The following is a 26,089-nucleotide window of genomic DNA, read 5'->3' on the forward strand; positions in this document are numbered from 1 at the left end:
ATTACATAATTTAATTTCCCCTTTCATAACTAAGATAGCATTTATATTGTACATTTACAGCATAAATGCTACACACATGAAAAAGGAAATGAATGAACCTGCCATTTTTGATACGCGAAAGAGTATAAGACGCGCAAGAGTTGCTGCAGCTTCTACGCCGAAATGGCGATTCGAGTCTGAGGGGATTGAATATGCATGGCAATCTACATTAGATAGAGTCGACATTATAAGAAGAGGTGTTCCTTATTCCTCCATTGAAGTAATTAGTAAGCGCATTAACGTTCCGGTAAAATCAGTTTTAACTATGTTTGGCCTACCTCAAACAACCTACAATAAAAAAAGAAGAGAAAAATCACTGCTGAATGGTAGAGATAGTGAAGTTATTTTACTTCTGACGGAATTAGTTGATTATGGAATCGAAGTTTTTAATCAAGAAGAGGATAAATTTCAACGTTGGATGAAAAAGCCCAATTATTCGTTGGGAAATAATACACCAGAAAGTTTATTGGACTCTAACACAGGCATTCAAGAAGTTCGAAATTGTCTGAATCGAATTGAATTTGGAAATTTTGCCTAATGAAAGTATATCGAATTGAGCGGGAAAAATACCTAGATACCACATTGTCAGGTGAAGGTGCGTCCAGAATGGAAGGTTATCGATGGAATAGCTTAAACACTTCGGTAGTTTATACCTCTGCATCTCGAGCCCTTGCTACTCTAGAAGTTTCCGTTCACATTGATCTATCTGAAGATCTGCCGTCAGATCGATTTTATGTTGAAATAGAGATACCAGACGAAATAAAAATAGTAGAACTGAATGTAAATGATTTGCCTGAAAACTGGGACTCCAAACCACCTATTTTAGAAACTCAGTTTATAGGCGACGATTTTGTTGCGCTGAAATCAGCTGCTGTCCTAAAAGTACCGAGTAGTATTGTGCCTCCAGAATTTAATTACCTCATTAATCCTGCTCATCCTGATAGTGTTAAAATCAAGGTCTTCTCAGTGGAGGCGCTGGTATTTGATGGGAGAATGGTGAAGAAATAATTAAAGTAGATTAATCCTCCGCCACTATTTCATTTTTAAACTTTTAAGTTAATATTTACCTCCATAAATTAAACCTATAAGTTAACATGAAAAACCTCTTCCTCCTCCTTCTTTTACTAAACTTCTCCGCCCACGCCCAATGGGTCGAACTATTCAACGGCCGCGACTTAACAGGCTGGAAAGCCAGTGAAAATCCAAGTTCATTCCAAGTAAAGGACGGCGAATTACGCATCGAAGGCCCCCGCGGACATCTTTTCTATGATGGACCTGTTGGAGACCATTCCTTTAAAAACTTCGAAGTAAAAGCCCTGATTAAAACCTATCCTGGAGCGAACTCTGGCTTATATGTTTGTACGGCATTTCAACCCAGTGACTGGCCCTCTCAAGGCCACGAAATACAAGTCAATAATTCCCACACGGATTGGCGCAGAACGGGTAGTCTCTATGGTATTATCGACACCGCGGAAAAATTAGTGCACGACGAAGAATGGTTCGAATTATACATAAAAGTAGAGGGGAAACACATCACCACGAGGATAAATGGTAGAACTGTAGTCGAATACGATGAGCCAGCAGACAAGAAAAGAATTCAACCTGGGACCATTGCCATTCAGGCTCACGATCCTAAAAGTAAGATTGACTACAAAAGCATTCAGATGCGTCTGAATTGATTTTTACATTTGTTAAATTTTTTTGCTGAAAAAATGCCCAAATTGGGTCATGATTACACAAAAAGAAGTAAAATCCAATTTGAATACTGATCGCATTATTCTTGTGGACGTTCGTTCAAAGGAAGAATACGATGCGAAACATATCCCGTCAGCCTTACACATTCCTCTCACGGAATTAGCCGAGCGGATGAATGAAATTCCGACCTCCCGAAAAGTGGTAACGGTTTGTGGAAAAGGAGGAGGCAGATCCGCTGATGCTGCAAAACTTATTCCAGGAGCCGATTGGCTAGAAGGAGGAACAGAGGCCTATTTTCAGCCATAAAAAAAGAGGAGCCTTTTGAGCTCCTCTTTCTATTTATATAATGCTGAAGATTACAAATCCACTGCTTCTCCATACGCCGCTTCTGTCGCGCCTTTGAAGGCCTCTGACATCGTCGGGTGAGGGTGAACTGTTTTCATAATCTCGTAAGCCGTGCTTTCTAACTTGCGAACCACAACCGCCTCTGCGATCAATTCTGTTACGTTGTAACCGATCATGTGAGCGCCTAATAATTCACCGTATTTGGCATCATAAATTACTTTCACGAAACCATCTCGAGCGCCGGCAGCCGTAGCTTTTCCAGAAGCCACGAATGGGAATTTACCCACTTTGATATCGTAACCTGCTTCTTTGGCTTTCTTCTCGGTCATACCTACGGAAGAAATTTCCGGGTTGCAATACGTACAACCTGGGATGTTTGTGTAGTCCAAAGCTTCCGTCTTGTGACCAGCCATTTTCTCTGCACAAATAATCGCTTCCGCTGAGGCAACGTGTGCCAAAGCCGGACCCGGAGTCACATCGCCAATCGCGAAATAACCAGGGATATTCGTTTCGTACCAAGCGTTTACTGGAATACGGCCTTTGTCTACGATAATACCCACTTCTTCTAAACCGATGTTCTCTAAGTTACAGATTACACCCGCCGCAGAAAGAACGATATCACATTGGATTTCTTGGTTACCCGTTGGAGTTTTGATGCTCACTTTGCAACCTTTTCCTTTCGTATCCACTGACTCCACGCTCGAAGACGTCAAGATGTCGATACCCATTTTCTTGTATTGCTTCGCTAATTCTTTCGAAACATCTTCGTCCTCTACAGGAACGATGTTTGGCATGAATTCTACGATCGTTACTTTCGTTCCCATCGCCGCATAAACGTAGGCAAATTCAACTCCGATCGCACCTGAACCGATCACGACCATCGAATCTGGACGTTTCTCTAAGCTCATCGCCTTGCGGTATTCAATCACCTTTTCGCCGTCGATAGGCACATTAGGCAAGGCACGAGCGCGAGCACCCGTTGCAATCATGATATTTTTTCCTTCGTAAACGGTTTTCTTCCCGTCTGCGTCTGTTACTTCGACTTTCTTACCAGGTTGGATTTTTCCAAAACCCATAATCACGTCAATCTTATTTTTCTTCATCAAAAACTGAACGCCTTTGCTCATGCTATCCGCCACGCCACGAGAACGGGAAATAACCGCAGAGAAATCAGCTTCTGCGCCTTTTACGGTAATTCCGTAATCAGCCGCGTGCTTGATGTATTCGAAAACTTGGGCAGATTTCAAAAGGGCTTTGGTAGGAATACATCCCCAGTTTAGGCAAATACCACCTAAGGATTCTTTCTCTACAATTGCACATTTTAAACCTAATTGAGAAGCTCGGATAGCTGCTACATAACCCCCTGGGCCTGAGCCTACCACGATCAAATCGTATTGTTGCGCCATTTTATTGCTTGATTTAAATGAATGAGGCCGCAATTTAGCACAAAATCGGGTATATTTGCACTTTATTAAGTAGAAAAACACATGACTAGAGACAGGTTCAATGACCTGAAAGCCAGAATAGAGGCTTTAAGGAGGTATCTTTGACTACGATCACAAGAAATATTTAATCTCTGAACTAGAGACGGTCACCTTGGATCCCGAATTTTGGAACAATCCTGACAAAGCCGAAGGCACGATGCGCGAGATGCGTGGGCTGAAGTTTTGGACGGATGGGTTCGATAAACTCGCGAACGCACAAGGTGATTTAGAAACCATCTGGGAATTTTACGAAATGGGTGAAGCCACTGAGGCTGAAGTGGATGCAGAAGGCGAAAAACTGGAGGCAAATCTGGAGGCTTTGGAATTCCGCAAAATGATGTCTGACGAAGGCGACAATATGAGCGCTGTGTTAGAAATCAATGCGGGTGCTGGTGGAACCGAATCCCAAGACTGGGCAGCCATGTTATTGCGCATGTACCACATGTGGGCAGAAAAGAACGGCTTTAAGGTTCGTTTAGTGGATGAAAATCCTGGAGACGTAGCGGGAATCAAATCCGTCACTATCGAAGTAGATGGTGAATTTGCCTACGGTAATTTAAAATCAGAAAACGGTGTGCACCGCTTAGTGCGTATTTCTCCTTTCGACTCGAATGCACGCCGCCATACCTCATTTGCATCTGTCTATATCTGTCCTTTAGCAGATGATACCATCGAAATTGAGATTAATACAGCGGATATCGATTGGGATACCTTCCGTTCCGGTGGTGCAGGTGGCCAAAACGTCAACAAAGTCGAAACCGCGGTTCGTTTAACTCACAAACCTTCTGGAATCATCATCGCTTGCCAGCAAGAACGCTCGCAATTAATGAACAAAGAAGTGGCATTGCGCCTTTTGAAGTCTAAATTATACCAAATCGAAATCGATAAACGCAACGCTGCGCGCGCCGAAGTGGAGGCTGGCAAGAAGAAGATTGAGTGGGGTTCGCAGATCCGTTCCTATGTATTAGACGATCGCCGCGTGAAAGATCACCGCACAAATTACCAGACATCGAATACAGATGCGGTGTTAGACGGGGAGATTAATGAGTTTATTAAGGCGTATTTGATGGAGAATTAGTAGTCAGTATCCAGTAGTCAGTAGACAGTGGACAGTAGTCAGTAATCAGGGGTTGACGGTAGAATCTTCCACTGTTACCGCGGCTTCGGTTTCTGCTTCCAATGATGCCAGGTAATCTATTAGTAAGTCCTTTGCGTAGGAAAGTGCGAGCGCCAGGGCGTAAGATTTAATCGCATCGCTCACGAAGGAGCCTTTCTTTTTCGAGCCCGAGAACATGGAATAAAGTAAATAGCCACCTGCTACGATGCCGCCTGCGATTAACAGCTGGTTGCCTACCTTTTTGTATTCAGTAACGGTCTCAGTTAATTGCTCTTGAATTTCAGCCGCTTGGCTTTCTAATTCTGCTCTCTTTTCTTTATTCTGACTCATTTTCGCTCGGTTTTAGGGATAAGAAAAGAAATAGGCTGGCTAGGCCAATGATGCCAGCCATGATGAAATAGCCGATAAAACGGCTCTCTAAAACTTGGTTGATCCACTCCGATCCTCCTAAAAGAAGGAAAAATAGGGTAATTGTGAAACCCGCTGCCACAAAAATAAGTTTGAAAATTCGAACAAGAATCTCCTCTAATTTTTCCTGAATGTCTAACTTGATAAGCTCAAATTGCGTTTTGAGATAATTCGTTATCAATTCTACAAGGCGGTTATTTTCGAAAAAACCCATGGTTTATTTTTGCTTTAACTTCGCTTCAATCGAGTGTTGCGTGTGCGGTACTAAACGCAAACGTTCTTTGGAAATTAACTTTCCTGAATCAATACATATCCCGTAAGTCCCATTCTTAATGCGCATTAAGGCATTTTCCAGGTTCTTCGCGAACTTTTGCTGACGAACAGCTAATTGATTTAAGTTTTCTTTCTCCGCGGTGTCAGCCCCGTCTTCCATCACTTTCGAGTTTCCGGAGGTAGCGTCTGTACCCGTATCATTCTTTTTATTCAATGACTCGCGTAAATACTTTAATTCAGCATTCGTATCATCTAATTTAGCACGGATAATTTCTTCAAACTCTTTTAATTCTTCGGCAGAATATCTTTGTTTTTCTTCGTTGGCCATAAATCTATCTAAATTGTAGTCTTTTACCTAAACACAAATATAAAAAGGCTGAGCTTAATAAGGTAATGAATCCGATAAAATCTCTGACAAATTTTTTAGTCCCTGTTTTTCAGGGGCTTAAGCCAGTCGATGTAGCCTTTTAAGGCCAAAGCAATAAAGACAAGGTAAAGTGCCGCCGTGCCCCATAACCCTTTGTTTACATACATTCCCACGTAGACGATGTCCACTCCGATCCAGACAATCCAGTTTTCTATTTTACGTCGCGTTGCCAGCCAAGTCCCGTAAATACTTAGCCCAGTTAGGGTAGCATCTAGAAACGGAAAACTGACCGAGAGGAAATACTGCTGATGTAAAAAGCCGGATCCTGCACCGAAAAGAAAGGCCACCGCTAATCCGGTAAATAAGGTGCTGCGCCTCGATTTTTCAGGCACCCAATCTGGCTCAGATCTCGACCAAGTCCACCAGCCATAGATGGCCATTAGGATAAAGAAACCCTGTAATTCCATGTCGGAATACAGACCATTTTGATAAAAAATGTACCCGTAAAGACCTGAGGCAATGATGTTGCAAACCCAAGCAAGGCTTTTCTTCGCCATGCTGAGAACTACGCCACCTAAAGAAGCTATGATTGCTAAGATCTCAATCGGACTCATTCCTTGTGGTTTTTCTGGTAAAAGGCGCAGAAATGCGTGATATCGCATTTCGCGCACTGAGGTGTCCTAGCTAAACAGACATAGCGTCCATGTAAAATCAACCAGTGATGGGCCGTTGCGATGACTTCGTCAGGTAAATTTTTAATTAAGGCCATCTCTACTTTTAGCGGTGTATTGGCTGTTTTGGGGACTAAGCCCAGTCGCTGAGATACCCTAAAAACGTGCGTGTCCACCGCCATGGCGGGCTGATTATAGATGACGGAAGCAATAACGTTCGCCGTTTTTCTGCCCACGCCGGGTAAACTTTGCAAGTCTTCCATCGTTTCAGGAACTTCGCCGGCGAATTGGTCGGTAATTTTTTGGCCTAAACCTAACAGATGTTTTGCCTTATTATTCGGATAAGAAACGGAGCGGATGTAGGAGAAAATTTCTTCTACGCTCGAATCTGCGAGGGATTTAGCATTTGGGAAACGCTTGAATAGGGCAGGAGTAACTTGGTTGATACGTTTATCCGTGCATTGCGCGGACAATACCACCGCGACTAGTAGTTCGAATGGGTTCGAATAATGCAACTCGGTTTCCGCTTCTGGAAAACGAGTGGAAAAGTGCTCCACAAATGCCTGAAATCGCTCTTTTTTTAACATTATAATCCCTTAGATATTGACCAAACCCAATTTAATACAAGCAATACAATCAAAATAACTGCCACCACGGGCTGTCGAAATTTTTCCTCTAGCCAAATATACATCCGAAATACCCGATCACCACGCGTAAATAGGTCAAAAATGACAAGAATGGGTAATAACATGGTTGCCCCTACGATAATCCCAAGCGGGTTTCCATGAGTGAAATCGCCCAGGATAAAGCGCGTCGTTCCGCAAGCGGGACAAGGAATGCCGGTGATGGTTTTGAAAAAACAGGTAAAGGCAAATCCTGTCCACAGGTAGAAAAAACCGGCACTACAAGAAAGTAGAATGATGAAATAGAGCTTCTTCCGGCTCATTAAACTAGATATGGTTGCAGTGTTTTGAAATTGTGTTCACGGGTGGCATCCATAATGAGAAACCAATCGATAATGGTCCAAATACCCAATCCTCCGCACGTAATCAGCTTTCCGACGCCTAGACCAATGTCTCCCAGGAGAATACGGTCTACACCGAAATGACCACCCACAATAGATACAATCAGTGAAACGGTAGGGTCTTTTATGTTTATGCTTTGGAGGATAATCCATTGTGAATCATCTAGAGCAAGCAATCTCTCACGTATATAGGACAAATGATGCGTTTCGAAGCTCTTCGCATGTGTCATGATGAATAAGTCAACTTTAGCTGCGTCCATAGGATTTGATTTTTGCTAAAATTACCCAGAATTTTCGAATAAAAAAGCCCCTAGTGTGCTAGGGGCTTTTTAGAAGTACGCGCGTGCTCGAGAATTTTCTCGAGGCTCCTTTCGGAGGGCTCTGTGTAAGCCGAATTCAGCAAGTTTTGGACCTGTTTTAAACGAGCAAGTTCTTGCTTCTCGTCTTCATTTAATGTTTGTAGGAACCCTGTTTCAGGTTCATAAAGGTGTTTAATCAGGTCATTTGGGGTAAAGCTTTTTGTCATAGGCTAACTCTTGTTTGTCTAACATTTTACGAAGGTTAATTAAAGCGTAACGCATACGCCCTAATGCGGTATTGATACTAACTTGGGTTAATTCGGCGATTTCTTGGAAGCTTAATTCTTCGTAATGGCGCATCACGAGGACCTCGCGTTGCTCAGTAGGAAGTTTTTTTATCAAGTCCCTGATATTAACGATCATATCTTCTTTTAATTGTTTGTCCTCCGAACTTTCTTCTGCAAATTGAAAACTGTTCCACAGCGGCGAGCCATCATCTAACACGATTTTGGGATAGCGCTTCTCTTTCCGGAAGTGATCGATCGCCATATTGTGTGCGATGCGGACGATCCAAGGAAGGAATTTGCCTTCTTCGTTATATTTGCCTTGGTTGATGACGTCCAAAGCTTTGATATAGGTCTCCTGCAAAAGGTCTTCCGCGATGTAGCGGTCCTTTACAATTAAATAAATAGTCGTGTATACTTTTGATTTACTACGATTTAGTAGTGTTTCGAATGCCTTAGAATCACCTTGAATGTAGGCAGAAATTAACGCTGCATCATTAACGGGTATTTTGCTCATAAAAAAGTAAAATGGTTAATGTAGAGGTTTATCTCATGCAGTAGGGTCTAATTGGGCGAATTGATTGTGACGCAATATGATAGAAATCTTTTTTACATCCAAAATTTTAATCGATTTTGAATAAAATTGAGTGACAAAATTTGGAAGCTCATTTAAATCCTTAATTTTGGACTCCTAAACTTTAAAGAAAAAATGAAAAATCTACGTTCTATTGTGTCAGCTTTGGCCCTGACTTGTTTGGCCTTCGTTTCCAATGCTCAAAAAGCCGCTGATTATGCTGGCGAATACACAATGAGCGATAATCCTTATGTGAAAGTCTTGAAATTAGCGGACAAAGAAGGTAAGTTAATCATGTCTGCAGAAGGTTTTCCAGATACGGAATTGACGGCTGGAGCGAAAGCAGATGCGTTTGTATTAGGCGGAATGGGTGGCGACATCGTCTTCACACGTGAAGGTGGTGCGGTAACTAAATTAAAAATCGAAGCGCAAGGTCAAACCTTAGAAGGCGTGAAAGCAGGTGCAGCTGCATCAGCTGGTGGATCTGAATACGCAGCTTCTTATAAGATGGCTGATAACGAATACGTGAAGAAAATGATTGTCGTTTCTAAAGACGGTAAATTATTAATCTCATCTGATTCCAATCCATCTGAAGGCGCTGTTTTAATAGCGGCATCTACTCCAGATACGTTTGCTACGACTTTGCAAGGATATGAGGCGGAAATTACTTTTGGCCGTGCGGCTGGAAAAGTAAAAACGATCAAATTATCTGTAGCTGGTGGTGCTGTGGTATTAACTGGTGATGTAGAGTAAATTATTCTTCATTCATAAAAAAAAGGGCTTCGTTATGTGACGAAGCCCTTTTTTTATTTCAATTGTCTGCGGTAGAGTTGAATCGTATTCTCTAATCCGTAATAAAGGGCATCGCAAATGAGTGCGTGTCCAATGGAGACTTCGTCCAGAGGATTGACGTTTGCCTGGAAAAAGGCTAAGTTTTCTAGACTTAAATCGTGGCCGGCATTAATGCCTAAACCTAATTGATGGGCTCTAAAAGCGGCTTTTCGGTAAGCAGCAACAGCTTGCGTCGGATTGGTAGGGAAATCATTCGCATAAGGTTCCGTATATAATTCGATGCGATCAGTCCCTGTCGTGGCAGCGGCTTCAACCATTTCTAAAACAGGGTCCACGAAAATAGAGGTGCGAATGCCCGCTTCCTTAAAGGGAGCAATCAGGCGCTTCAATAATTCTTGGTGTTCGATGGTATCCCAGCCGTGGTTGGAGGTGATTTGGCCTAAAGCATCAGGGACTAAGGTCACTTGCTCCGGTTTAACCGCTAAGACCAATTCTACAAAAGAGGCTTCTAATGGATTTCCTTCGATATTAAATTCCGTCTTCACCGCTTTTTTCAAGGCATACACATCCGCGTAGCGAATATGGCGTTCATCTGGACGCGGGTGCACCGTAATGCCCTGTGCGCCAAAACGTTCGCAATCCAACGCCACCTGGATCAGATCCGGGTTATTACCACCTCGCGAGTTACGCAAGGTGGCAATTTTATTAATATTGACGCTGAGTCTAGTCATTAGATCAAGTGGTGTGCAGCTAAGTATTCGGCGATCTGAACCGCGTTTGTAGCAGCTCCTTTACGCAAGTTATCGGCAACAATCCAAAGGTTTAACGAGTTCTTTTGAGATTCATCGCGGCGGATACGACCTACGAAAACCTCATCTTTACCGTGTGCCGTGATCGGCATTGGATACACTAAGTTCTTCGGATCATCTTGAACAATGATTCCTTCTTCTTTTTCTAAGATGGCACGAACTTCAGCTAAGTCGAAATCGTTCTCGAACTCGATGTTCACCGCTTCGGAGTGTCCACCTATCGTAGGGATACGAACCGTCGTGGCTGTCACCTTGATGGAGTCGTCCATCATGATTTTGTTCGTCTCTAAAATCATCTTCATCTCCTCTTTCGTGTAGCCGTTTTCTAAGAACACGTCGATTTGAGGAAGAACGTTTAAATCGATTTTGTACGGATATACTTTCGCGTAATCCGTCTTTCCAGCGCGCTCATCAAATAATTGATCGACAGCTGCTTTACCCGTTCCTGTTACGGATTGGTAAGTAGAAACGACCACACGCTTGATTTTGTATTTTTTGTGCAAAGGATTTAACACGACTACCATTTGGATGGTCGAGCAATTCGGGTTTGCAATGATTTTATCTGCTGGAGTTAAGGTGCTCGCATTGATTTCTGGAACGACTAATTTCTTAGTAGGGTCCATACGCCAAGCGGAAGAGTTGTCTACTACGGTGATGCCAGCCGCCGCAAATTTAGGAGCCATCTCTAATGAACTGCTTCCACCAGCAGAGAAAATAGCCACGTTTGGTTTCATCGAAATCGCTGTTTCGTAGCCTACCACCGTGAAGTCTTGGCCCTTAAAATTCACCTTTTTGCCGATCGAACGCTCGGATGCTACCGGGATTAACTCCGTGACAGGAAAATTTCTTTCCGCTAATACTTTCAAAATTTCTCCGCCTACTAGTCCAGTGGCGCCTACAACTGCAACTTTCATTCTGTTTATTTTATAATGGATATGTGATTCCTACTGATACTCCTGTTTGCCCCGAGGAGCTTAATTTTAAGCCCATTTGAGCCTTACTTAATTCATTATATCGTTTTAACGCTTTGTTGAAGTGTCTGTTACTTACGGCTCCGATGTAGACGTTTGCTAACGCTACGCCTCCCACCGCTGACCAGTAAAAGCCCTCTGATATGCTTCCTTTACTCAAATAGGTAGAAAAAGCGAACACAGTAGAGAAACCGGCTAACCAGCCAGAAAGTTTACGTTGACGTTTGAATTTCAAGAATTCGACATTGACTTCTGGGTCTCTGGCCTCCATTAAAGGTATTTGTAATGCCAAAGGATGGTCAACTAACTGCCTGTCATACATAAATTTCCTCGTCCAAACCCCTTGCACTTCTTCAATGGGAATTAATTTCTTTTCCTGCGCCAGAGCGCCGCCTGAGGCCAATAGTAGAAAGAAAAGTAAGCTCCTGATTTTCAAAGCAAAGCTGGGATTTTAGTCCACAAAATTAGGGCTTAAAATGGGGAATCGAAAGGAAAACTAGCGAAAATCGTACAATTTCGCTGGGCAAATCGCAATGTCCAAGGGTATATCATGGCTTTCCACCTCCTCGATTAGATCCACTGGCTCGAACAGGCTGATGCCTATTTTAAGGCAATCTGGTCGGCAATTCACCAGGTAGCGATCATAAAAACCTTTACCATAACCTACCCGGTTGCCATTTAGATCAAAGGTTAAAAGGGGCAATAGGACAATATCGAAATCGGTCGGTTTTACGACGGTCCCGCCCACTGGTTCGGGAATGCCCCAGTCCGAGTTAGCAAATTCTGCCGCTAGCACCATCTCCATCGAACCCTCCGCGTCTGAAATAACGCGCGGAAAAGCAAAGTCGCCTTCGAGTGAATCTAAACTAATTTCATTGCGATGGGGGATGGCTTTGAAGCTGGCGATGGTTTTCGCGGGATTTAAAAAAGGAGCCAAAGTTTCGATGACACGCTGGGAGCGCTCCAGGAATTCTTTTTCCGCTAGTTGTGTGCGCTGCGCCAACACTATTTTTCGAATCTCGGCCTTCTTCATATTCAAACCTAGTTAATTGCGTTCGGAATACAAATCTTCACGTGAGATGTTCCGTATAATTTTGTATTTTTGCCTCAATTTTGCCAATTTTTTCATTTTAACCCCACACGTCTGTGAGCTTTAAGGAATACAAAAATTTAGATTACGCCGCTTTGGCAGATGAAATTCTAGATTTCTGGAACGCGAATAACATCTTTGAAAAGTCGATCTCCAGCAGAGAGGGACAGCCTACGTTTACGTTTTTTGAAGGACCTCCTTCTGCAAACGGAACGCCGGGTATTCACCACGTGATGGCGCGGGCGATTAAGGATATTTTTTGCCGCTACCAAACCCTAAAAGGGAAGCAGGTGAAGCGTAAAGGGGGCTGGGACACACACGGTTTGCCGGTAGAATTGCAGGTGGAGAAGGAATTAGGCATTACAAAAGAGGATATTGGCAAGAGCATTTCGGTCGAAGAATATAACAAAAAGTGCCGCGAGACGGTGATGAAATTCACCGATCAATGGAATAGTTTGACGGAGAAAATGGGTTACTGGGTGGATCTTGAAAACCCCTACGTGACTTACCAGGCGAACTATATTGAGAGTGTTTGGAACTTATTGAAGCGTTTATACGATCAAGGATTATTATATAAAGGTTACACGATTCAACCGTATTCGCCAGCGGCGGGAACGGGTCTTTCGTCCCACGAATTGAATCAGCCGGGTTGCTACCGCGATGTAAAGGATACGTCCTTGACGGCGCAATTTAAGGCGATCAAGAACGCGAAATCCGAGTTTTTATTCAAGGCGTCAGGCGATGCGCCGGTCTATTTATTGGCCTGGACGACCACGCCTTGGACCTTGCCATCGAATACGGCATTAACCGCAGGAAAGAATATTTCCTACGTGCTAGTGAAGACTTTTAATCCGTACACCTACGTGTCGGTGTATGTGGTGTTAGCCAAAGACTTAGTCAAAAACTACTTCCAAGCAGCCGCTGAAAACGGCGACTTTGCAGCCTACGAAGCAGCCGAGAAAAAGCCACAGGCGATTCCATACGAGATCGTGGCGACTTGCAAAGGATCGGATTTAGAAGGAATTGAATACGAGCAATTGATGCCCTACGTGCAGCCATCGGCGCCAGCGTTCCGCGTGATTTTAGGAGATTTTGTGACGACCGAAGATGGAACGGGAATGGTGCACACCGCACCGACTTTTGGAGCAGATGACTTTAGAGTAGCCGCCCAAAACAACATTCCAGCGCTATTAATTACCGACGAAAACGGCAAAGAAGTGCCATTGGTGAATCGCCAGGGCCGTTTTGTGGCTCAGGTGACGGACTACGCTTTGGAACCCGTAAAAGAAGCTTACTTAACGGATGAGGAGAAAGAAGCGGAGCGCGTGAAGCAAGGCCGCGACAAGTATTTGTCAGTGGATGAGCGTATTGCGATTCAATTAAAGACGGAAAATAAAGCGTTTAACGTACAGAAATTTGATCACCCGTATCCACATTGCTGGAGAACGGACAAGCCGGTCTTATATTATCCATTGGATTCCTGGTTCATCAAGACGACGGCGGTAAAAGATAAATTAATCGCCTTAAACAAGACGATTCAGTGGAAACCGGAGTCGACTGGAACGGGTCGTTTCGGGAACTGGTTAGAGAATTTAGTGGACTGGAACTTGTCTCGTTCTCGCTATTGGGGAACGCCGTTGCCTATTTGGCGGACAGAAGATGGTTCGGAGGAAATCTGCATCGGTTCTTTAGAGCAATTGAAAACGGAGATTGAGAAGGCGCAGGCTTCAGGGGCTCTGTCGGACGTTCAGGCAAAAGGTAACGCAGCTTTTTTAAAGGCTTTAGCAGCTGGAGAGGCAGACTTGCACCGTCCATTTGTGGATGAGGTATTCTTGCTTTCAGCGACAGGAAATGTGTTGACAAGGGAATTGGACTTGATCGACGTTTGGTTCGATTCAGGTGCGATGCCGTTTGCGCAGTGGCACTATCCATTCGAAAATCAAGATATATTCAAGCAGAGTTATCCGGCGGATTTCATCTCGGAAGGGGTGGATCAAACGCGTGGTTGGTTCTTTACGCTGCACGCGATTTCGAGCATGGTGGAAGATTCTGTGGCGTTCAAGAATGTCGTTTCGACGGGATTGGTGTTGGACAAAAATGGAAACAAGATGTCCAAACGCCTAGGCAACGCCATCGATCCATTCGAGACCCTGAAAGCTTACGGAGCGGATCCGACGCGTTGGTACATGATCACGAATGCGCAGCCTTGGGATAACTTGAAATTTGATTTAGCTGGGATTACGGAGGTGCGCAACAAGTTCTTTGGCACACTGACAAATACCTATAATTTCTTCGCTCTTTATGCTAATCTCGATGGGTTTGAGCAAAAAGGCATTAAAGAGGAAGATTTAACGGAATTAGACCGTTGGATTCTATCCAAATTAATGAATTTGATTGCGGAGGTCGATGAGGCTTTTGAGACCTACGAGCCTACAAAAGCAGGTCGTGCGATCCAAGATTTCGTGTGTGATCATTTGTCTAACTGGTATGTTCGTTTGTCACGCCGACGCTTCTGGAATCCGGAGACGGCTAACCAGGCAATCAACGCGGACAAGCAAGCGGCTTATGAGACTTTATACCATTGTTTAGAGACGGTGGCGCAATTAATGTCGCCGATCGCGCCGTTCTACGGAGAATGGTTGTACAAGAATTTGACGGGTAAGGAATCGGTTCACTTAACGCATTTCGCGAAGGTAAATCCGAGCCTACAAAACCCAGCATTAGAAACGTCGATGGAATTAGCGCAAGGTATTTGTTCGCTGGTTCACTCGATTCGCAAGGTGCACCGTTTGAAAGTGCGTCAGCCTTTAGCGCAAGTCTTAGTGCCGGTTTTGCAAGAGTCCGTGAGAGACCAAATTCGTCGCGTGGAAGATCTGATCAAATCAGAGGTAAACGTGAAGGAGGTTAATTATTTAAATGACGCTTCTGGGGTATTGAACAAGAAAGTGAAACCTAATTTCAAGGCTTTAGGCCCTAAGTTCGGGAAAGATATGAAAGTGGTCGCGGAGGCCATCACGGGAATGTCTTCGGAGGATTTAGCGTTGATCGAATCAGCTGGATCTGCGAAGATTCAAGGTTTTGAGATCGCACTAGCGGACATTGAAATCTTGACAGAGGATATGCCGGGTTATTTGACGGCAAGCGAGGGTGGATTGACGATCGCGTTAGATAATACCTTAACGCCAGAATTAGTTCGTGAGGGGAACGCACGTGAATTTGTGAATCGTATCCAAAACTTACGTAAAGATTCTGGTTTCGATGTGACAGACAAAATATATATCCAAGTGCAGCGTTCGGACGAAGAATGGACGGCCAGCTTGAACGAATTCAAAGCCTATATCTCGCAGGAGGTGCAAGCCTTGAGTTTGGAATGGGTGGATTCGGCTTCGACGGAACTTACTTTTGAGGAGTCTAACTTGTTCGTGAATGTCACGGTAGCTTAAAATGATGCGAAAACTCACTTATTTGATTTTACTTTTAGGTGGGTTTTTTTCTGTGGCTGCGCAGTCTGAAGAACTCATGGTGGATGGGATGCGGGCGTATATGAAGGAGGATTTTGGCGAGGCAATTCTTGTTTTCGAGAAGCTCGCGAAAGTGAAGTCGCAGGAGCCGGCGGTCTTCTATTATTTGGCCAAAAGCTATCTGTCCGACAAACAACTCACCTCAGCCCGCTCAAACGCGGAGAAAGCACATCTGTTATCGCCTTACTCGTTTGATTATGGTCTTTTATATGGAGACTTGCTTTTAGCGAACAAGGAATACAAAAAGGCATTGGAATGCTTCGAAAAACTGCTGGCCTACGACGACCATCGCTTCGATGCAGAACCCGACATGATTCGGGTGAAGCAATTCGTCTTTTTGTCTAAAGGCGATGAGTCGAAAGACCTCGCCGATAAAAATACCTACTATCTACAAGCAGCGAATTTAGGGCCTGTTCAAGAAGAACTTTGGGTGCGCATCATTCAACTGGACTGGGAATTAAATCGAAAAGAGGCCGTGGTGGAACACGCCTTAGAGGCTTTAGAAAATTACCCTCGAATGGCTCCCTGGGTGTTTCCTATTTTAGGAGATGCTTACCAGGCTTTAGGCAATCATGCAGCGTCCGATGCCGCTTTCGATAAAGCCTTAGCTGCGAATCCGAAAGATGACCATGTGCTCAATAATTACAGCTATTTCTTGTCAATCAGGAAGGAGAAATTAGCCTTAGCCGATTCGCTTTCTGCCCGTTTAGTGGCGGATCACCCGCGTAACGGCACCTATTTAGACACGCGGGCATGGGTGTTATTTGAACTGAAACGTTATCCGGAAGCGCGCGTGGCGATGGAGGCGGCGTTGAAAGATAAAGAAAATGCGTCTGCCACCTTATGGGAACATTATGGCGATGTGCTCTTTCGCTTGAAATTAGTGGAAAAAGCACTAGAGGCTTGGAAGGAGGCACTTCGCTTAGATCCGGCTCGTGAATCTGTAGATAAAAAGATTCGAATGCGTCAAATTCCCGAAAATTGAGCTATTTTTGTTTCCAAAATTCCTTTCTATGCGGATTCTTTTCAGTCTAGTTTTTCTTTCTCTGCTGGGTGCCTGCGCACCTAAAGCGACAGTGGCTACGACAAATCCGGTGCAGGTGGATACCATACAGGTAGATTCTGTTCCCGTCGTGGCGGCGCTTCCCCAGGCAGATGTCCTTGATCAACAGTCCACTTCTGATGATTTGAATTTTACCTATTTAAAGGCGAAATCGAAGGTGATGTGGAAAACACGCACGAACACGGATAATTACATCGTAGATATTCGGATGAAGAAGGACAGTATTATTTGGGCGAATATTTCCGTTTCGATGATTTCTGGTGCTGCTGTTTTGTTCACTAAAGAACGCGTTCAATTCTACCATAAGATTAACAACGAATACACGAATCTGACTTACGATAGTTTGAGCACAAGTTTGGGCTTTAAAGTAAGTTATGATTTGATTCAAAATATGATTGTAGGCGACCAGCCCTACAAGAAAAATAATACGCGCCGTGTCGTTCGAGAGAACGAAAATTTCTTAGTCAAACAGCTAGAGGGGCACGTGGAGGTGAATAATTGGGTGGGGCCTAATCGGAAATTAAAGAAATTGTCCGTGAGTGATTTGCCTTCATCGAACAAGTTAACCTTAGATTACGAGGATTTTGCGAGTTTAAATTCAGCGATTTTCCCGTTCTCTAGTTCGATTACCTTAGATGTAAAGAACAAAGAAAATCAGGTGAATCAGACCTTGATATCTATTAAATATTCCAAAGTAGAGTTGTTAGATACCCCTTTGGAATTCCCTTTTAAAGTGCCAGCCAAACTCTTAAAGCCTTGAAATACCTTTTCCTTCTATTCGCGTTCCTATTTACGAGTTCGTCTTTCGCTCAGGCAGACAAGAAAGCCGCTTTAGAGCAGCAGAAGAAAGATAATTTGTCCAAAATTAAGGAGCTGAATTCCATCATTTCGCGAACATCCAAGAAGAAAAAAGCCTCGATTGGAAAACTCAATGTACTGAAAGAGCAGATCGGGGTGCAGAAAAAGCAGATTTCGGTTTTGGAACAAAATCAACAAATTTTAGCAGAGGAGGCACAGAAATTGCGAAATGAAGGCGATGTGTTAAAGGCAAAATTAGAGCGATTGAAGAAGCAATACGCTTTGATGATTTATGAGGCTCAAAAAACATCCTCTGTGTACAATAAGATGAGTTTCTTGTTGCTTTCGAACGATTTAGGAGAATTTGTTCGACGTTTTGATTACCTACGTCACTATTCCACGAATCGAAAGAAACAGGCAGATTTGATCTTTAAGACGCGTCAAGATTTGATGACGAAAGAGCAAAAAGTGGTCTTCAAGAAACAAGAGGAGCAAAAGGTCATTGTAGAGAAGGAAGGGGAGAAGAAGAAGTTAGAGGTCTTGAAAACCAAAGAAGACCAAGTAGTCACAGTCTTAACCCAACAAGAGAAGAAATTAAAAATTGAATTAGAAAAAAAGAAATTATCCGTTCGCAAATTGGATAATTTAATTGCAGGAATTGTACAGCGGGAGATCCAAAAAAGTATTGAAAGGGAGCGCAAGCTTCGTCAAGCACGTCAAGTGAAGAAAGTGGAGGTAGCTAAACCTACTTTACCGGAACTAAAGAAAGGGGAGACGACGAAGATCTTGGCTGAAAAACAAGTAGAAAAGAAGGAGTCTCCTAAAGAAGAAAAGAAGGCAGCTGTTGCGGAGGCTAAAAAGTCGAAAGCGGAACCCGCTCCAGCGGCAGCGGTCGAGGAGAAAAAGATCGAAAGCAATACCTATTATATGAATGCGGATGAAGCAAAATTAGCTAGTTCCTTTGCGGCACTGCGCGGTCGAATGCCATTCCCGGTTCCATCGGGTTTTATTTCGGATCACTTTGGCGTTCATAAACATCCCCTGTTAAAAGGGGTGATGATCAATAACAATGGAATTGATATTCAAACTTCCCCTGGTTCTCCGGTACACTCCGTGTACGATGGCGTAGTACAATCCGTGGTCAATATTCCGGGGATTAATATGGTGGTGGCGATTCAACACGGTGACTATTTTACCGTCTATAGTAAGCTGGCGAATGTATCTGTGAGTGTAGGAACGCGGGTGAGAACGGGTCAACGCATCGGTTCTGTAGCCTCGGATGAGGATGGAACGGCAGAGATTAATTTCCAGGTTTGGAAAAATACGGTGCGCCAAAATCCAGAATCCTGGCTTCGTCGCTAAAGCTTCGTCGCTAGATCGAATACGAAACTTTTAAGCTGATATTTCTACCTTGATCATCTGCATAATAGCGGAATCGATTAAGGTAATCGCGGTAAGCGGCGTTTAACGCATTGGAAACGCTCAGGTTTACTTCTAGCTTTTTATACGTCATCCCCCCATTCACCTGTACTAAAAAGTACCCTGCAGGCGGGACAGCATAATCAGAGCCCCCTTCCACCCGTGTCTGTTTGGACACCTGAGTAATTCCACCGCTCACATAGGCCTTATTCGATTTAAAAGCATACCGGAGGAGGTATTCAAATCGATCAGCTGGTATATTGACCAGGTATTGTTCGTTTAGGGTGTCAAAAGCCCGTACGATACTCGTCTTTTGTTGCACCGTTAGTCGCGGACTAAGCGAATAAGTCGCTTGGAAATCTATTCCTTGAAAACGAGCATCGATTTGCTGGTAGCTGAAAATGGGGAAGACCCCTCTAACCGTGGTCGCATATACGGCATTCAAATTGATCACAGAAGGGCGTAAATAGATGAAATTGCGGATGTGATTCGAATACAATCCCACTTCAATGTCCCAACGCTCCGGCTTGTAATTCGTTGAAAAGCTGAAGTTCGTTCCTGTTTCTCCTTCTAAAGTAGGATCCCCTATTTCATAGGCTCCGGCACCGTGGTGAACGCCGTTTGAGAATAATTCATTCGCACCGGGTGCCCGGAAGGCACGCGAAATAGTGAATAGCGATTCCGTCAAGGGATTCCAATGGTAAGTCAAGCCTAGACTGCCCGAAACGCCTGCAAAATGGTGTTTGCTTCGAAGAATACTTTGGGAGAAATTGGCTTTGGGGCGATGCGTTTCTATTTCTTTTATATCATACCGCAGACCCGCTTCTAGTTCCCACTTTTCTGTTACTCTTCTTTCGATGGCGAAAACACCTAGATTTTGTAAGGAATAATTAGGAAGAAGGCTGGTGGTTAAGACAGGGTTTTGGACTTTATTGCCGGAAGTGATGTTGCCTTGATCCAGAAAGGTGAAACCAACCTGTCCCTTCCAGCGCTTATTCGTGTTCGTTTCATCATACACGAGCTCTCCGCTATGCGTATTTAAATTAAAACGGAGTGTATTGATGTTTTTTCCTGCCCTTAATACATCTAATTCCCAGCGTTCATCTGATTGTGCCGCAACGGTCGCTCGTAAAGTAGCTTGATTAGGGAGGTGGTAGAAGGCTTTGACTTTGGCCAAATCATGCCACACATCCTGATTAGGGCGATCAATTCGACGGATAAATTCAGCCGGTGTAAAGGCCGCTAAAGGCCGAGACAGCGTAATGGATCGCTCTAAATCCGAAATATTTCCAATATGAGAACCCTCGTAGATACCGATGACCGTATGGAATCGGCTGACGAATAAATCCGCTCCGAATCCAGCGGATTTATAGCCTATGGCCATCGAAACATTTTCTTCTTTCACCCCCGTATTGCTGAGGTAGTAATCAGCTGTTCGGACGTTTCCGCCATCCTTTAAAGTACCTTGAATGCGCCAGCCCCAGCCTTTCAGTCGAGGGATTCCTCCTTCTAAGAGTCCGGAAATAACGCCCTGCCGACCATTGCTAAAATAGATACTTTGAACGGATCCATGAATGGCAGAGCTGTCAGGTAGCGCATTGGGTTCCAGCATGACAATGCCACCAATAGCATCTCCACCATAGCGAAGTCCACCAGGACCTTTGATTACTTGAATGTTTTTAGATACGAAGGGGTCGATTTCAGGCGCGTGTTCGCTGCCCCAGTTTTGGCCTTCTTGTCTGACTCCTTGATTTAAAATGATCACGCGACTGGAGTGCAAGCCATGAATCACGGGTTTAGAAACGGAACTTCCCGTTTGTAGACTCTGAACGCCTGTCAGTCCTTTTAGCATTTCTCCCAGGGACAAACCTTCTTTTTGAGAGCGTTCCTCCGCGCTCAAGGCTGACTTCATTTGAGACGTAATTTCTTGCTTTCTTCCTTGGACAAAAACCTCCTGCAAATGTTCGTCGTGCGTACTTAATAGAAAATCTTCTTCTTTTTCGTCTTCTAGATAAATTTCTGTTTCGATCAGGTCAAAACTGGCCATTTGGCAGACGAGCGTGTATTTTCCGGGACAAAGATCTTTTAAAATAAAAGCCCCTTTAGCATCCGAAGTCGTTGATTTCTTCGTGCCTTTCAGGTAGACATAGGCGCCAGGAACCTTTTCTTTATTCTCTTTCGATGCCACAATACCTTTTAAGGTGCAGTGGCAATTCGTTTGCGAAAAGCTTGAAAACGAATAGAGTACAAGAAGTAGGTAAAGGTATTTCATGGGAATAAGAGGGTTAAAGATAGGTTAAAACCTGCTTTTATGCGAATCTTCCTTTGCTTAAAAGATGAATGGATTTTCTCTATCGATGAACGCGACTTTTTTGGCAACTAAAATTTTTGTTTAATTTTTTTTGAAATTTTTTAAACAAAGTATTTGTTTTGTTTAATCTTTTTATAAATTTGTTGAACAAAATAGAACATCGATATGACAGCTCTTGAGTTTACTTACCAAATAGGCACTTTTTCAAAGTTTTTACGCCCATTCGCGCTTCGTTTGACGAAAGACGGAGATGATGCAAATGACCTGGTGCAAGATACTTTAGTGAAGGCTTTCACGAATCGGGATAAATACCAAGACGGGACAAACCTGAAAGCTTGGTTATTTACGATTATGAAAAACACGTTTATCACCCAATACCAACGTATGGTGAGACGTAACACCTTTATCGACACGACTGATAATTTACATTACATTAACTCGATGGAATCATTGCAGGAAAACAAAGCAGTGAATTCTTTTATCAATGAAGATATCCAAAGTGCTTTGTCGAAAATAGATTCGATGTACAGAGTCCCTTTTATGCTTTACTTCGAGGGATTTAAATACCATGAGATTGCAGAAGAATTGCAGTTACCTATTGGTACTGTTAAAAATAGAATATTTATGGCGAGACGTGATTTGAAGAACCATCTTCACATGTACGCTTAGGTTAGTATTAATAGGTTTTGATTAGTTTTTTGGTTAACAGAAGGAGGTTAAAAAGTCAGATTTTATCTGACTTTTTCTTTTTAGGCTTTGGGCCAAAAGAAAGATCGGTATATTTGTTAAATTAGCGTAATTATGAAGAAAGTAATCGTCATAGGAGCAGGTTTTTCTGGGCTTTCAGCAGCGACAGAATTAGCTTCAAAAGGATATGAAGTCCAAATTTTAGAAAAGAATGATCACGCAGGTGGCCGTGCTCGTGTTTTCCAATCGGAAGGTTTTACTTTTGATATGGGGCCGTCTTGGTATTGGATGCCGGATATTTTTGAGACTTATTTTAATCGTTTCGGGAAAAAACCAGCGGATTATTATGATTTAGTTCGCTTGGATCCATCCTATTCAGTGATCTTGTCAGAGACGGAAAAAATCGATCTTCCAGCTAATTATGAGGATTTGAAAACCTTATTCGAGTCCTATGAACCGGGTGCAGCGGCGCAATTAGATGCGTTTATGGAGCAGGCCGCTTACAAATACAAAGTGGGAATTCAAGATTTTGTTTGGAAACCCTCTCGGAAAATCACGGAATTCCTAAGCCTTAAACTACTTATTGACGCGATTCGCATCGATGTGTTCTCGTCCTTTTACAAGCATATCCGCAAATTCTTTACTTCGCCTACCTTATTGAAATTGATGGAATTCCCTATTTTATTTTTAGGGGCGATTTCACAAAATACACCCGCGATGTACTCGCTGATGAATTATGCAGAAATCAAATTAGGTACATGGTATCCAATGGGGGGCATGCACCATATCGTCAAAGGGATGGTGGCCTTGGCAGAGGAAAAAGGGGTCAAGATTACGTATAACGCTGAAGTGCAAGGATTCGAAATCGTCAAAGGAAAAGTAATAGGAGTTAAGACGGCTGCCGGATTACAAAAGGCGGATGCTTTCGTGGCTGGCGCAGATTACCACCACGTAGAAGAATTACTAGGCGATGGATTGCGTAATTACGATGAGGCTTATTGGGATAAGCGCGTGATGGCACCTTCCTCTTTGTTGTTTTATCTAGGAATCTCGAAGCGCTTACCTAATTTAAAGCACCACAACTTATTCTTTGATCGTGATTTTACCGTGCATTCGCACGAAATTTATACCGATCCGGCTTGGCCTTCCGATCCCTTATTTTATGCCTCAGCACCATCGGTGACTGATCCATCTGTCGCTCCGGAAGGATGTGAAAATATCTTTTTATTGATTCCAGTGGCTCCAGATTTAGAGGATACAGAAGAAGGTAGAGAGAAGTATTTCGAACAATTAATGGATCGATTAGAAGCACATTGTGGCGTCTCTATTCGCGATTCAATCCTATACAAACGTTCGTATGCACACCGGGATTTTAAATCGGATTACCACGCCTACAAAGGCAATGCCTATGGCTTAGCGAACACGCTGATGCAGACGGCAATTTTGAAGCCTACCTTGAAAAACAAGCACCTAGATAACCTGTATTATACAGGTCAATTAACGGTTCCAGGTCCTGGCGTGCCGCCATCCTTGATTTCAGGGATTGTGGTGGCCACTGAGGTCGATAAAGAATTAAAAGGATAATATGGATTTATACTTACAAGTTTCCCTTGCCTCGAGTAAGTTATTGACGAAGGCCTATTCGACGTCCTTTTCGTTAGGTATTCGAACGCTGGATGAAAAAGTGCACGATCCCATTTATGCCATCTATGGTTTTGTTCGATTAGCGGATGAAATTGTGGATACCTTTCACGATCAGGACAAAGCTGCCTTATTGCAGCGTTTTCGCGAAGATACTTACCGCGCCATTGAGGAGCGAATTAGTTTAAATCCCATACTTCATTCTTTTCAATGGGCGGTGAACAAGTTCGGGATGGAACGGGAATTGATTGACGCTTTTTTGTACTCGATGGAGTTAGATTTAACAAAACGCGATTATAATCCAGAAGAGTACAAGCAATACATTTATGGTTCAGCGGAAGTAGTCGGTTTGATGTGCTTGCGTGTTTTCTGTGAAGGAGATACAGCAGAATACGAGTCTTTGAAGGCGGATGCGTGCGCCTTAGGTTCTGCCTTCCAAAAAATCAACTTCCTCCGAGATATCCGTTCTGATTACGACGAACGAGGTCGGGTGTATTTCCCGGGAGTCGATTTTACGACTTTCACGGATGCGGAGAAAAAGGAAATCGAAGCAGATATTCAATTGGATTTTGACGCGGGTCTACGTGGTATTCACCGCTTACCTACCGTCGCCCGTAAAGGCTGTTTGTTAGCCTATGAGTATTATATTCGCCTTTTTGAAAAGATTAAAGATTTGCCTGCCTCTCGCATCAAAGAAGAGCGTATTCGCGTAGCAGACTGGGAAAAGATGTTTATATATTTCCAATTAGCCATCCGAAAATAGTGTGGAATTAATTATTCTATTGGCCATCATGGCCTTTCTATATGCCTCCGTGGGACACGGTGGCGCCAGCGGCTACCTTGCCGTGATGGCTCTATTTGCTATCGCACCGCCGCTCATGAAACAAACGGCTTTGTTATTAAATCTGGGTGTTTCGTTGATGTCATTTCTTGCCTTTTATCGGCAAGGCTTCTTTAGATGGACTTTGTTTTGGCCTTTTGCCCTCGGATCCATTCCGGCCGCTTTTTTAGGCGCACGTATTCCATTGACTGATTCGACGTATAAACAGATTTTAGGGGCCTGTCTTTTTTTAGCAGTTATTCGAATGGTGATTTCGTTGAAAGAGGCTACTCAAAGGAGTTTGCCTGCTGTCTTAGGCATTTTCTCGGGAGCGGCTATCGGTTTACTCTCCGGCATGATTGGAATTGGCGGAGGAATTATCTTAAGTCCACTGTTATTACTTTTCCGCTGGGCTTCGTTGAAAGAAGCGGCAGCCGTTTCAGCCCTATTTATTTTCGTAAATTCCGTGTCAGGTTTAGCCGGTTTGAAAACCTGGATTCCGCTAGATCAATCTCAACTGTTGTATTGGCTGTTTGCCTCCCTGGTGGGCGGTTTTTTGGGTGCGCGTTGGGGAGCAGGCATCGCATCGAACGCGAAAGTGAAATGGATATTGGCTTTGGTTCTTGTGATTGCATCGCTTAAATTGTGGTTCATATAAAGAGCGCTATGAAAGAAAATGTGAATCAGGACACGGGATTTGGAGAAAAAAGCACCGATATGGGTGGGCGAATGGTCAATAAAGATGGATCATTTAATATCAAGCGGAAAGGGATTAGTGTAAAAGATCGAGCCAGTGGATACCAAAGTATGCTGACGATGTCGCGCCCGCGATTTTTAGCCACTATCTTTTTGTTTTATTTTTTAATGAATTGTTTTTTTACGGCTTTGTATTGGCTTGCGGGCCCTTCAGGGTTAGAAGGAGTGCAGAAAGTTGAATTTTGGGATAGAATAAAAGAATTGTTTTTCTTTTCCACTCAAACATTAACCACCGTAGGTTATGGAAGAATTAACCCCATCAGTGAGGCTGCGAATTGGATTGCTGCAGTCGAATCTCTAATCGGATTTCTTTCCCTTGCCATAGCTACGGGTCTATTGTATGGTCGTTTTTCTCGACCAAGAGCCTTTATTCGGTTTTCTGATTTTCTAGTATATACCCACTATAAAGGAACTAAAGCGTTGATGTTTCGGCTGGTTTGTTACAAGGATGATCACCTGTTAATGAATGCTGAAATTAAAGTGAACGTACGTATTGTTACGAATGATCATTCCTATCGATTTTTCAATCTAAAATTAGAGCGGAGTAGAGTGGATAGTTTAGTTTTAAATTGGACAGTGGTTCATCCAATTGATGAAGAAAGTCCTTTTTATGGTTTGTCCCAAAAAGAAATTGTGAATCTTCAGCCTGAAATTTCGGCCTATCTGACGGGCTTTGATGAGGTATTTTCCTCTATTGTAGTGGCTCGTATTTCGTATGCGATTCAAGATTTTAAGTTCGGATTCAAGTTTTTACCTATGTATTTCAGTAAATCGATGCGGACGGATTTGGACTTATCCAAACTGAACTTAATTGACCAAGAGTAAAAAAAG

The 26,089-nt window shown here is 43.4% G+C and carries 29 protein-coding genes; 15 read left to right on the forward strand and 14 right to left on the reverse strand.

What is annotated here, in order from left to right; all coding sequences use genetic code 11:
- Nucleotides 1–76 precede the first annotated feature (76 nt).
- The 4 genes from parS (at nt 77) to G9X63_RS07220 (ending at nt 2,040) form a co-directional block, all read left to right on the forward strand.
- Nucleotides 77–577, forward strand: a complete 501-nt coding sequence (gene parS / locus G9X63_RS07205) for a type II RES/Xre toxin-antitoxin system antitoxin (protein WP_252622165.1) — start codon at nt 77–79, stop codon at nt 575–577.
- A complete protein-coding gene (locus G9X63_RS07210) occupies nt 577–1,047 on the forward strand; it encodes an RES family NAD+ phosphorylase (RefSeq protein WP_252622167.1) in 471 nt (156 codons plus the stop codon). Before parS ends, G9X63_RS07210 begins: the two co-directional genes overlap by 1 nt.
- Nucleotides 1,048–1,133: 86 nt before the next feature.
- Nucleotides 1,134–1,718, forward strand: a complete 585-nt coding sequence (locus G9X63_RS07215; RefSeq protein ID WP_252622168.1) for a 3-keto-disaccharide hydrolase — start codon at nt 1,134–1,136, stop codon at nt 1,716–1,718.
- 49 nt (nt 1,719–1,767) lie between these two features.
- Nucleotides 1,768–2,040 carry a rhodanese-like domain-containing protein gene (locus G9X63_RS07220; protein WP_130895945.1) on the forward strand — a complete coding sequence of 91 codons (273 nt, stop codon included), beginning with the start codon at nt 1,768–1,770 and terminating at the stop codon, nt 2,038–2,040.
- Between the two features lie 50 nt (nt 2,041–2,090).
- Here the strand turns inward: G9X63_RS07220 and lpdA are convergent, their stop codons facing one another.
- Complete coding sequence (gene lpdA / locus G9X63_RS07225; protein WP_130923742.1) at nt 2,091–3,485, reverse strand: dihydrolipoyl dehydrogenase; 1,395 nt, start codon at nt 3,483–3,485, stop codon at nt 2,091–2,093.
- 81 nt (nt 3,486–3,566) lie between these two features.
- Between lpdA and prfB the strand changes: the two genes are divergently transcribed.
- A protein-coding gene (prfB, locus tag G9X63_RS07230; RefSeq protein ID WP_420840734.1) for a peptide chain release factor 2 occupies nt 3,567–4,641 on the forward strand; the annotation gives its coding sequence in 2 pieces (ribosomal slippage) (nt 3,567–3,617 and nt 3,619–4,641; 1,074 coding nt in all).
- Between the two features lie 45 nt (nt 4,642–4,686).
- On the opposite strand, the gene G9X63_RS07235 is transcribed toward prfB, so the two are convergent.
- From G9X63_RS07235 to G9X63_RS07270, 8 genes are all read right to left on the reverse strand, one after another.
- Nucleotides 4,687–5,010, reverse strand: a complete 324-nt coding sequence (locus G9X63_RS07235) for a hypothetical protein (protein ID WP_252622173.1) — start codon at nt 5,008–5,010, stop codon at nt 4,687–4,689.
- Nucleotides 4,997–5,302, reverse strand: a complete 306-nt coding sequence (locus G9X63_RS07240) for a hypothetical protein (protein ID WP_252622175.1) — start codon at nt 5,300–5,302, stop codon at nt 4,997–4,999. The genes G9X63_RS07235 and G9X63_RS07240 overlap by 14 nt, the downstream gene beginning before the upstream one ends.
- 3 nt (nt 5,303–5,305) lie before the next feature.
- Nucleotides 5,306–5,689, reverse strand: a complete 384-nt coding sequence (locus G9X63_RS07245) for a TraR/DksA family transcriptional regulator (RefSeq protein ID WP_130895950.1) — start codon at nt 5,687–5,689, stop codon at nt 5,306–5,308.
- Nucleotides 5,690–5,784: 95 nt separating this feature from the next.
- Entirely contained in the window at nt 5,785–6,342 is a 558-nt protein-coding gene (gene pnuC, locus G9X63_RS07250) for a nicotinamide riboside transporter PnuC (protein WP_252622177.1), read from the reverse strand.
- Nucleotides 6,339–6,986: an endonuclease III gene (nth, locus tag G9X63_RS07255; RefSeq protein ID WP_252622179.1), complete on the reverse strand. Its 648-nt coding sequence runs from the start codon at nt 6,984–6,986 to the stop codon at nt 6,339–6,341. Before nth ends, pnuC begins: the two co-directional genes overlap by 4 nt.
- A complete protein-coding gene (locus G9X63_RS07260) occupies nt 6,986–7,345 on the reverse strand; it encodes a DUF2752 domain-containing protein (protein ID WP_130895953.1) in 360 nt (119 codons plus the stop codon). The genes nth and G9X63_RS07260 overlap by 1 nt, the downstream gene beginning before the upstream one ends.
- Nucleotides 7,345–7,683, reverse strand: a complete 339-nt coding sequence (locus G9X63_RS07265; protein WP_130895954.1) for a TM2 domain-containing protein — start codon at nt 7,681–7,683, stop codon at nt 7,345–7,347. Before G9X63_RS07265 ends, G9X63_RS07260 begins: the two co-directional genes overlap by 1 nt.
- 240 nt (nt 7,684–7,923) lie before the next feature.
- Nucleotides 7,924–8,523 carry an RNA polymerase sigma factor gene (locus G9X63_RS07270; RefSeq protein ID WP_130895955.1) on the reverse strand — a complete coding sequence of 200 codons (600 nt, stop codon included), beginning with the start codon at nt 8,521–8,523 and terminating at the stop codon, nt 7,924–7,926.
- Nucleotides 8,524–8,715: 192 nt separating this feature from the next.
- Here G9X63_RS07270 and G9X63_RS07275 point away from each other — a divergent pair, with 192 nt between their 5' ends.
- A complete protein-coding gene (locus tag G9X63_RS07275; protein WP_130895956.1) occupies nt 8,716–9,333 on the forward strand; it encodes a hypothetical protein in 618 nt (205 codons plus the stop codon).
- 53 nt (nt 9,334–9,386) lie between these two features.
- Here the strand turns inward: G9X63_RS07275 and G9X63_RS07280 are convergent, their stop codons facing one another.
- From G9X63_RS07280 to G9X63_RS07295, 4 genes are read right to left on the reverse strand one after another with little or no spacing between them, the layout of a single operon-like run.
- Nucleotides 9,387–10,103 (reverse strand): pyridoxine 5'-phosphate synthase, encoded by a 717-nt coding sequence (locus tag G9X63_RS07280; RefSeq protein WP_252622181.1) that lies wholly within the window; start codon nt 10,101–10,103, stop codon nt 9,387–9,389.
- Nucleotides 10,103–11,095 (reverse strand): aspartate-semialdehyde dehydrogenase, encoded by a 993-nt coding sequence (locus G9X63_RS07285; protein ID WP_252622183.1) that lies wholly within the window; start codon nt 11,093–11,095, stop codon nt 10,103–10,105. The genes G9X63_RS07280 and G9X63_RS07285 overlap by 1 nt, the downstream gene beginning before the upstream one ends.
- Before the next feature lie 10 nt (nt 11,096–11,105).
- Complete coding sequence (locus tag G9X63_RS07290; protein WP_252622185.1) at nt 11,106–11,588, reverse strand: hypothetical protein; 483 nt, start codon at nt 11,586–11,588, stop codon at nt 11,106–11,108.
- 60 nt (nt 11,589–11,648) lie between these two features.
- A complete protein-coding gene (locus tag G9X63_RS07295; protein ID WP_252622187.1) occupies nt 11,649–12,185 on the reverse strand; it encodes a 5-formyltetrahydrofolate cyclo-ligase in 537 nt (178 codons plus the stop codon).
- Nucleotides 12,186–12,298: 113 nt separating this feature from the next.
- On the opposite strand from G9X63_RS07295, the gene ileS reads away from it, so the two are divergent.
- The 4 genes from ileS to G9X63_RS07315 are packed head-to-tail and all read left to right on the forward strand — an operon-like array spanning nt 12,299 to nt 18,986.
- Nucleotides 12,299–15,685 (forward strand): isoleucine--tRNA ligase, encoded by a 3,387-nt coding sequence (gene ileS, locus G9X63_RS07300; protein ID WP_252622189.1) that lies wholly within the window; start codon nt 12,299–12,301, stop codon nt 15,683–15,685.
- Nucleotide 15,686: 1 nt separating this feature from the next.
- Complete coding sequence (locus tag G9X63_RS07305) at nt 15,687–16,748, forward strand: tetratricopeptide repeat protein (protein WP_130895962.1); 1,062 nt, start codon at nt 15,687–15,689, stop codon at nt 16,746–16,748.
- A gap of 28 nt (nt 16,749–16,776) precedes the next feature.
- Nucleotides 16,777–17,586: a lipoprotein insertase outer membrane protein LolB1 gene (gene lolB1, locus G9X63_RS07310; protein ID WP_252622192.1), complete on the forward strand. Its 810-nt coding sequence runs from the start codon at nt 16,777–16,779 to the stop codon at nt 17,584–17,586.
- Nucleotides 17,583–18,986, forward strand: coding sequence for a murein hydrolase activator EnvC family protein (locus tag G9X63_RS07315; protein ID WP_130895964.1), 1,404 nt, complete (start codon nt 17,583–17,585; stop codon nt 18,984–18,986). The genes lolB1 and G9X63_RS07315 overlap by 4 nt, the downstream gene beginning before the upstream one ends.
- A gap of 10 nt (nt 18,987–18,996) precedes the next feature.
- Here G9X63_RS07315 and G9X63_RS07320 read toward each other — a convergent pair whose 3' ends face one another.
- Nucleotides 18,997–21,315 (reverse strand): TonB-dependent receptor, encoded by a 2,319-nt coding sequence (locus G9X63_RS07320; protein WP_252622194.1) that lies wholly within the window; start codon nt 21,313–21,315, stop codon nt 18,997–18,999.
- 204 nt (nt 21,316–21,519) lie between these two features.
- Here G9X63_RS07320 and G9X63_RS07325 point away from each other — a divergent pair, with 204 nt between their 5' ends.
- The 5 genes from G9X63_RS07325 to G9X63_RS07345 all read left to right on the forward strand — a co-directional run bounded on the left by G9X63_RS07325 (nt 21,520) and on the right by G9X63_RS07345 (nt 26,083).
- The gene (locus G9X63_RS07325) at nt 21,520–22,023 is read left to right on the forward strand and encodes an RNA polymerase sigma factor (protein WP_130895966.1); all 504 of its coding nucleotides are present in this window, start codon (nt 21,520–21,522) and stop codon (nt 22,021–22,023) included.
- A 132-nt stretch (nt 22,024–22,155) separates the two neighbouring features.
- Nucleotides 22,156–23,625 carry a phytoene desaturase family protein gene (locus G9X63_RS07330; protein WP_420840735.1) on the forward strand — a complete coding sequence of 490 codons (1,470 nt, stop codon included), beginning with the start codon at nt 22,156–22,158 and terminating at the stop codon, nt 23,623–23,625.
- 1 nt (nt 23,626) lies between these two features.
- Nucleotides 23,627–24,445: a phytoene/squalene synthase family protein gene (locus G9X63_RS07335; protein ID WP_130895968.1), complete on the forward strand. Its 819-nt coding sequence runs from the start codon at nt 23,627–23,629 to the stop codon at nt 24,443–24,445.
- Between the two features lies 1 nt (nt 24,446).
- The gene (locus G9X63_RS07340) at nt 24,447–25,160 is read left to right on the forward strand and encodes a sulfite exporter TauE/SafE family protein (RefSeq protein WP_252622196.1); all 714 of its coding nucleotides are present in this window, start codon (nt 24,447–24,449) and stop codon (nt 25,158–25,160) included.
- Between the two features lie 8 nt (nt 25,161–25,168).
- A complete protein-coding gene (locus G9X63_RS07345; protein WP_252622198.1) occupies nt 25,169–26,083 on the forward strand; it encodes an ion channel in 915 nt (304 codons plus the stop codon).
- Nucleotides 26,084–26,089 lie beyond the last annotated feature (6 nt).

The sequence above is a fragment of the Aquirufa antheringensis genome (assembly GCF_023921165.1).
Lineage (GTDB): Bacteria > Bacteroidota > Bacteroidia > Cytophagales > Spirosomataceae > Aquirufa > Aquirufa antheringensis.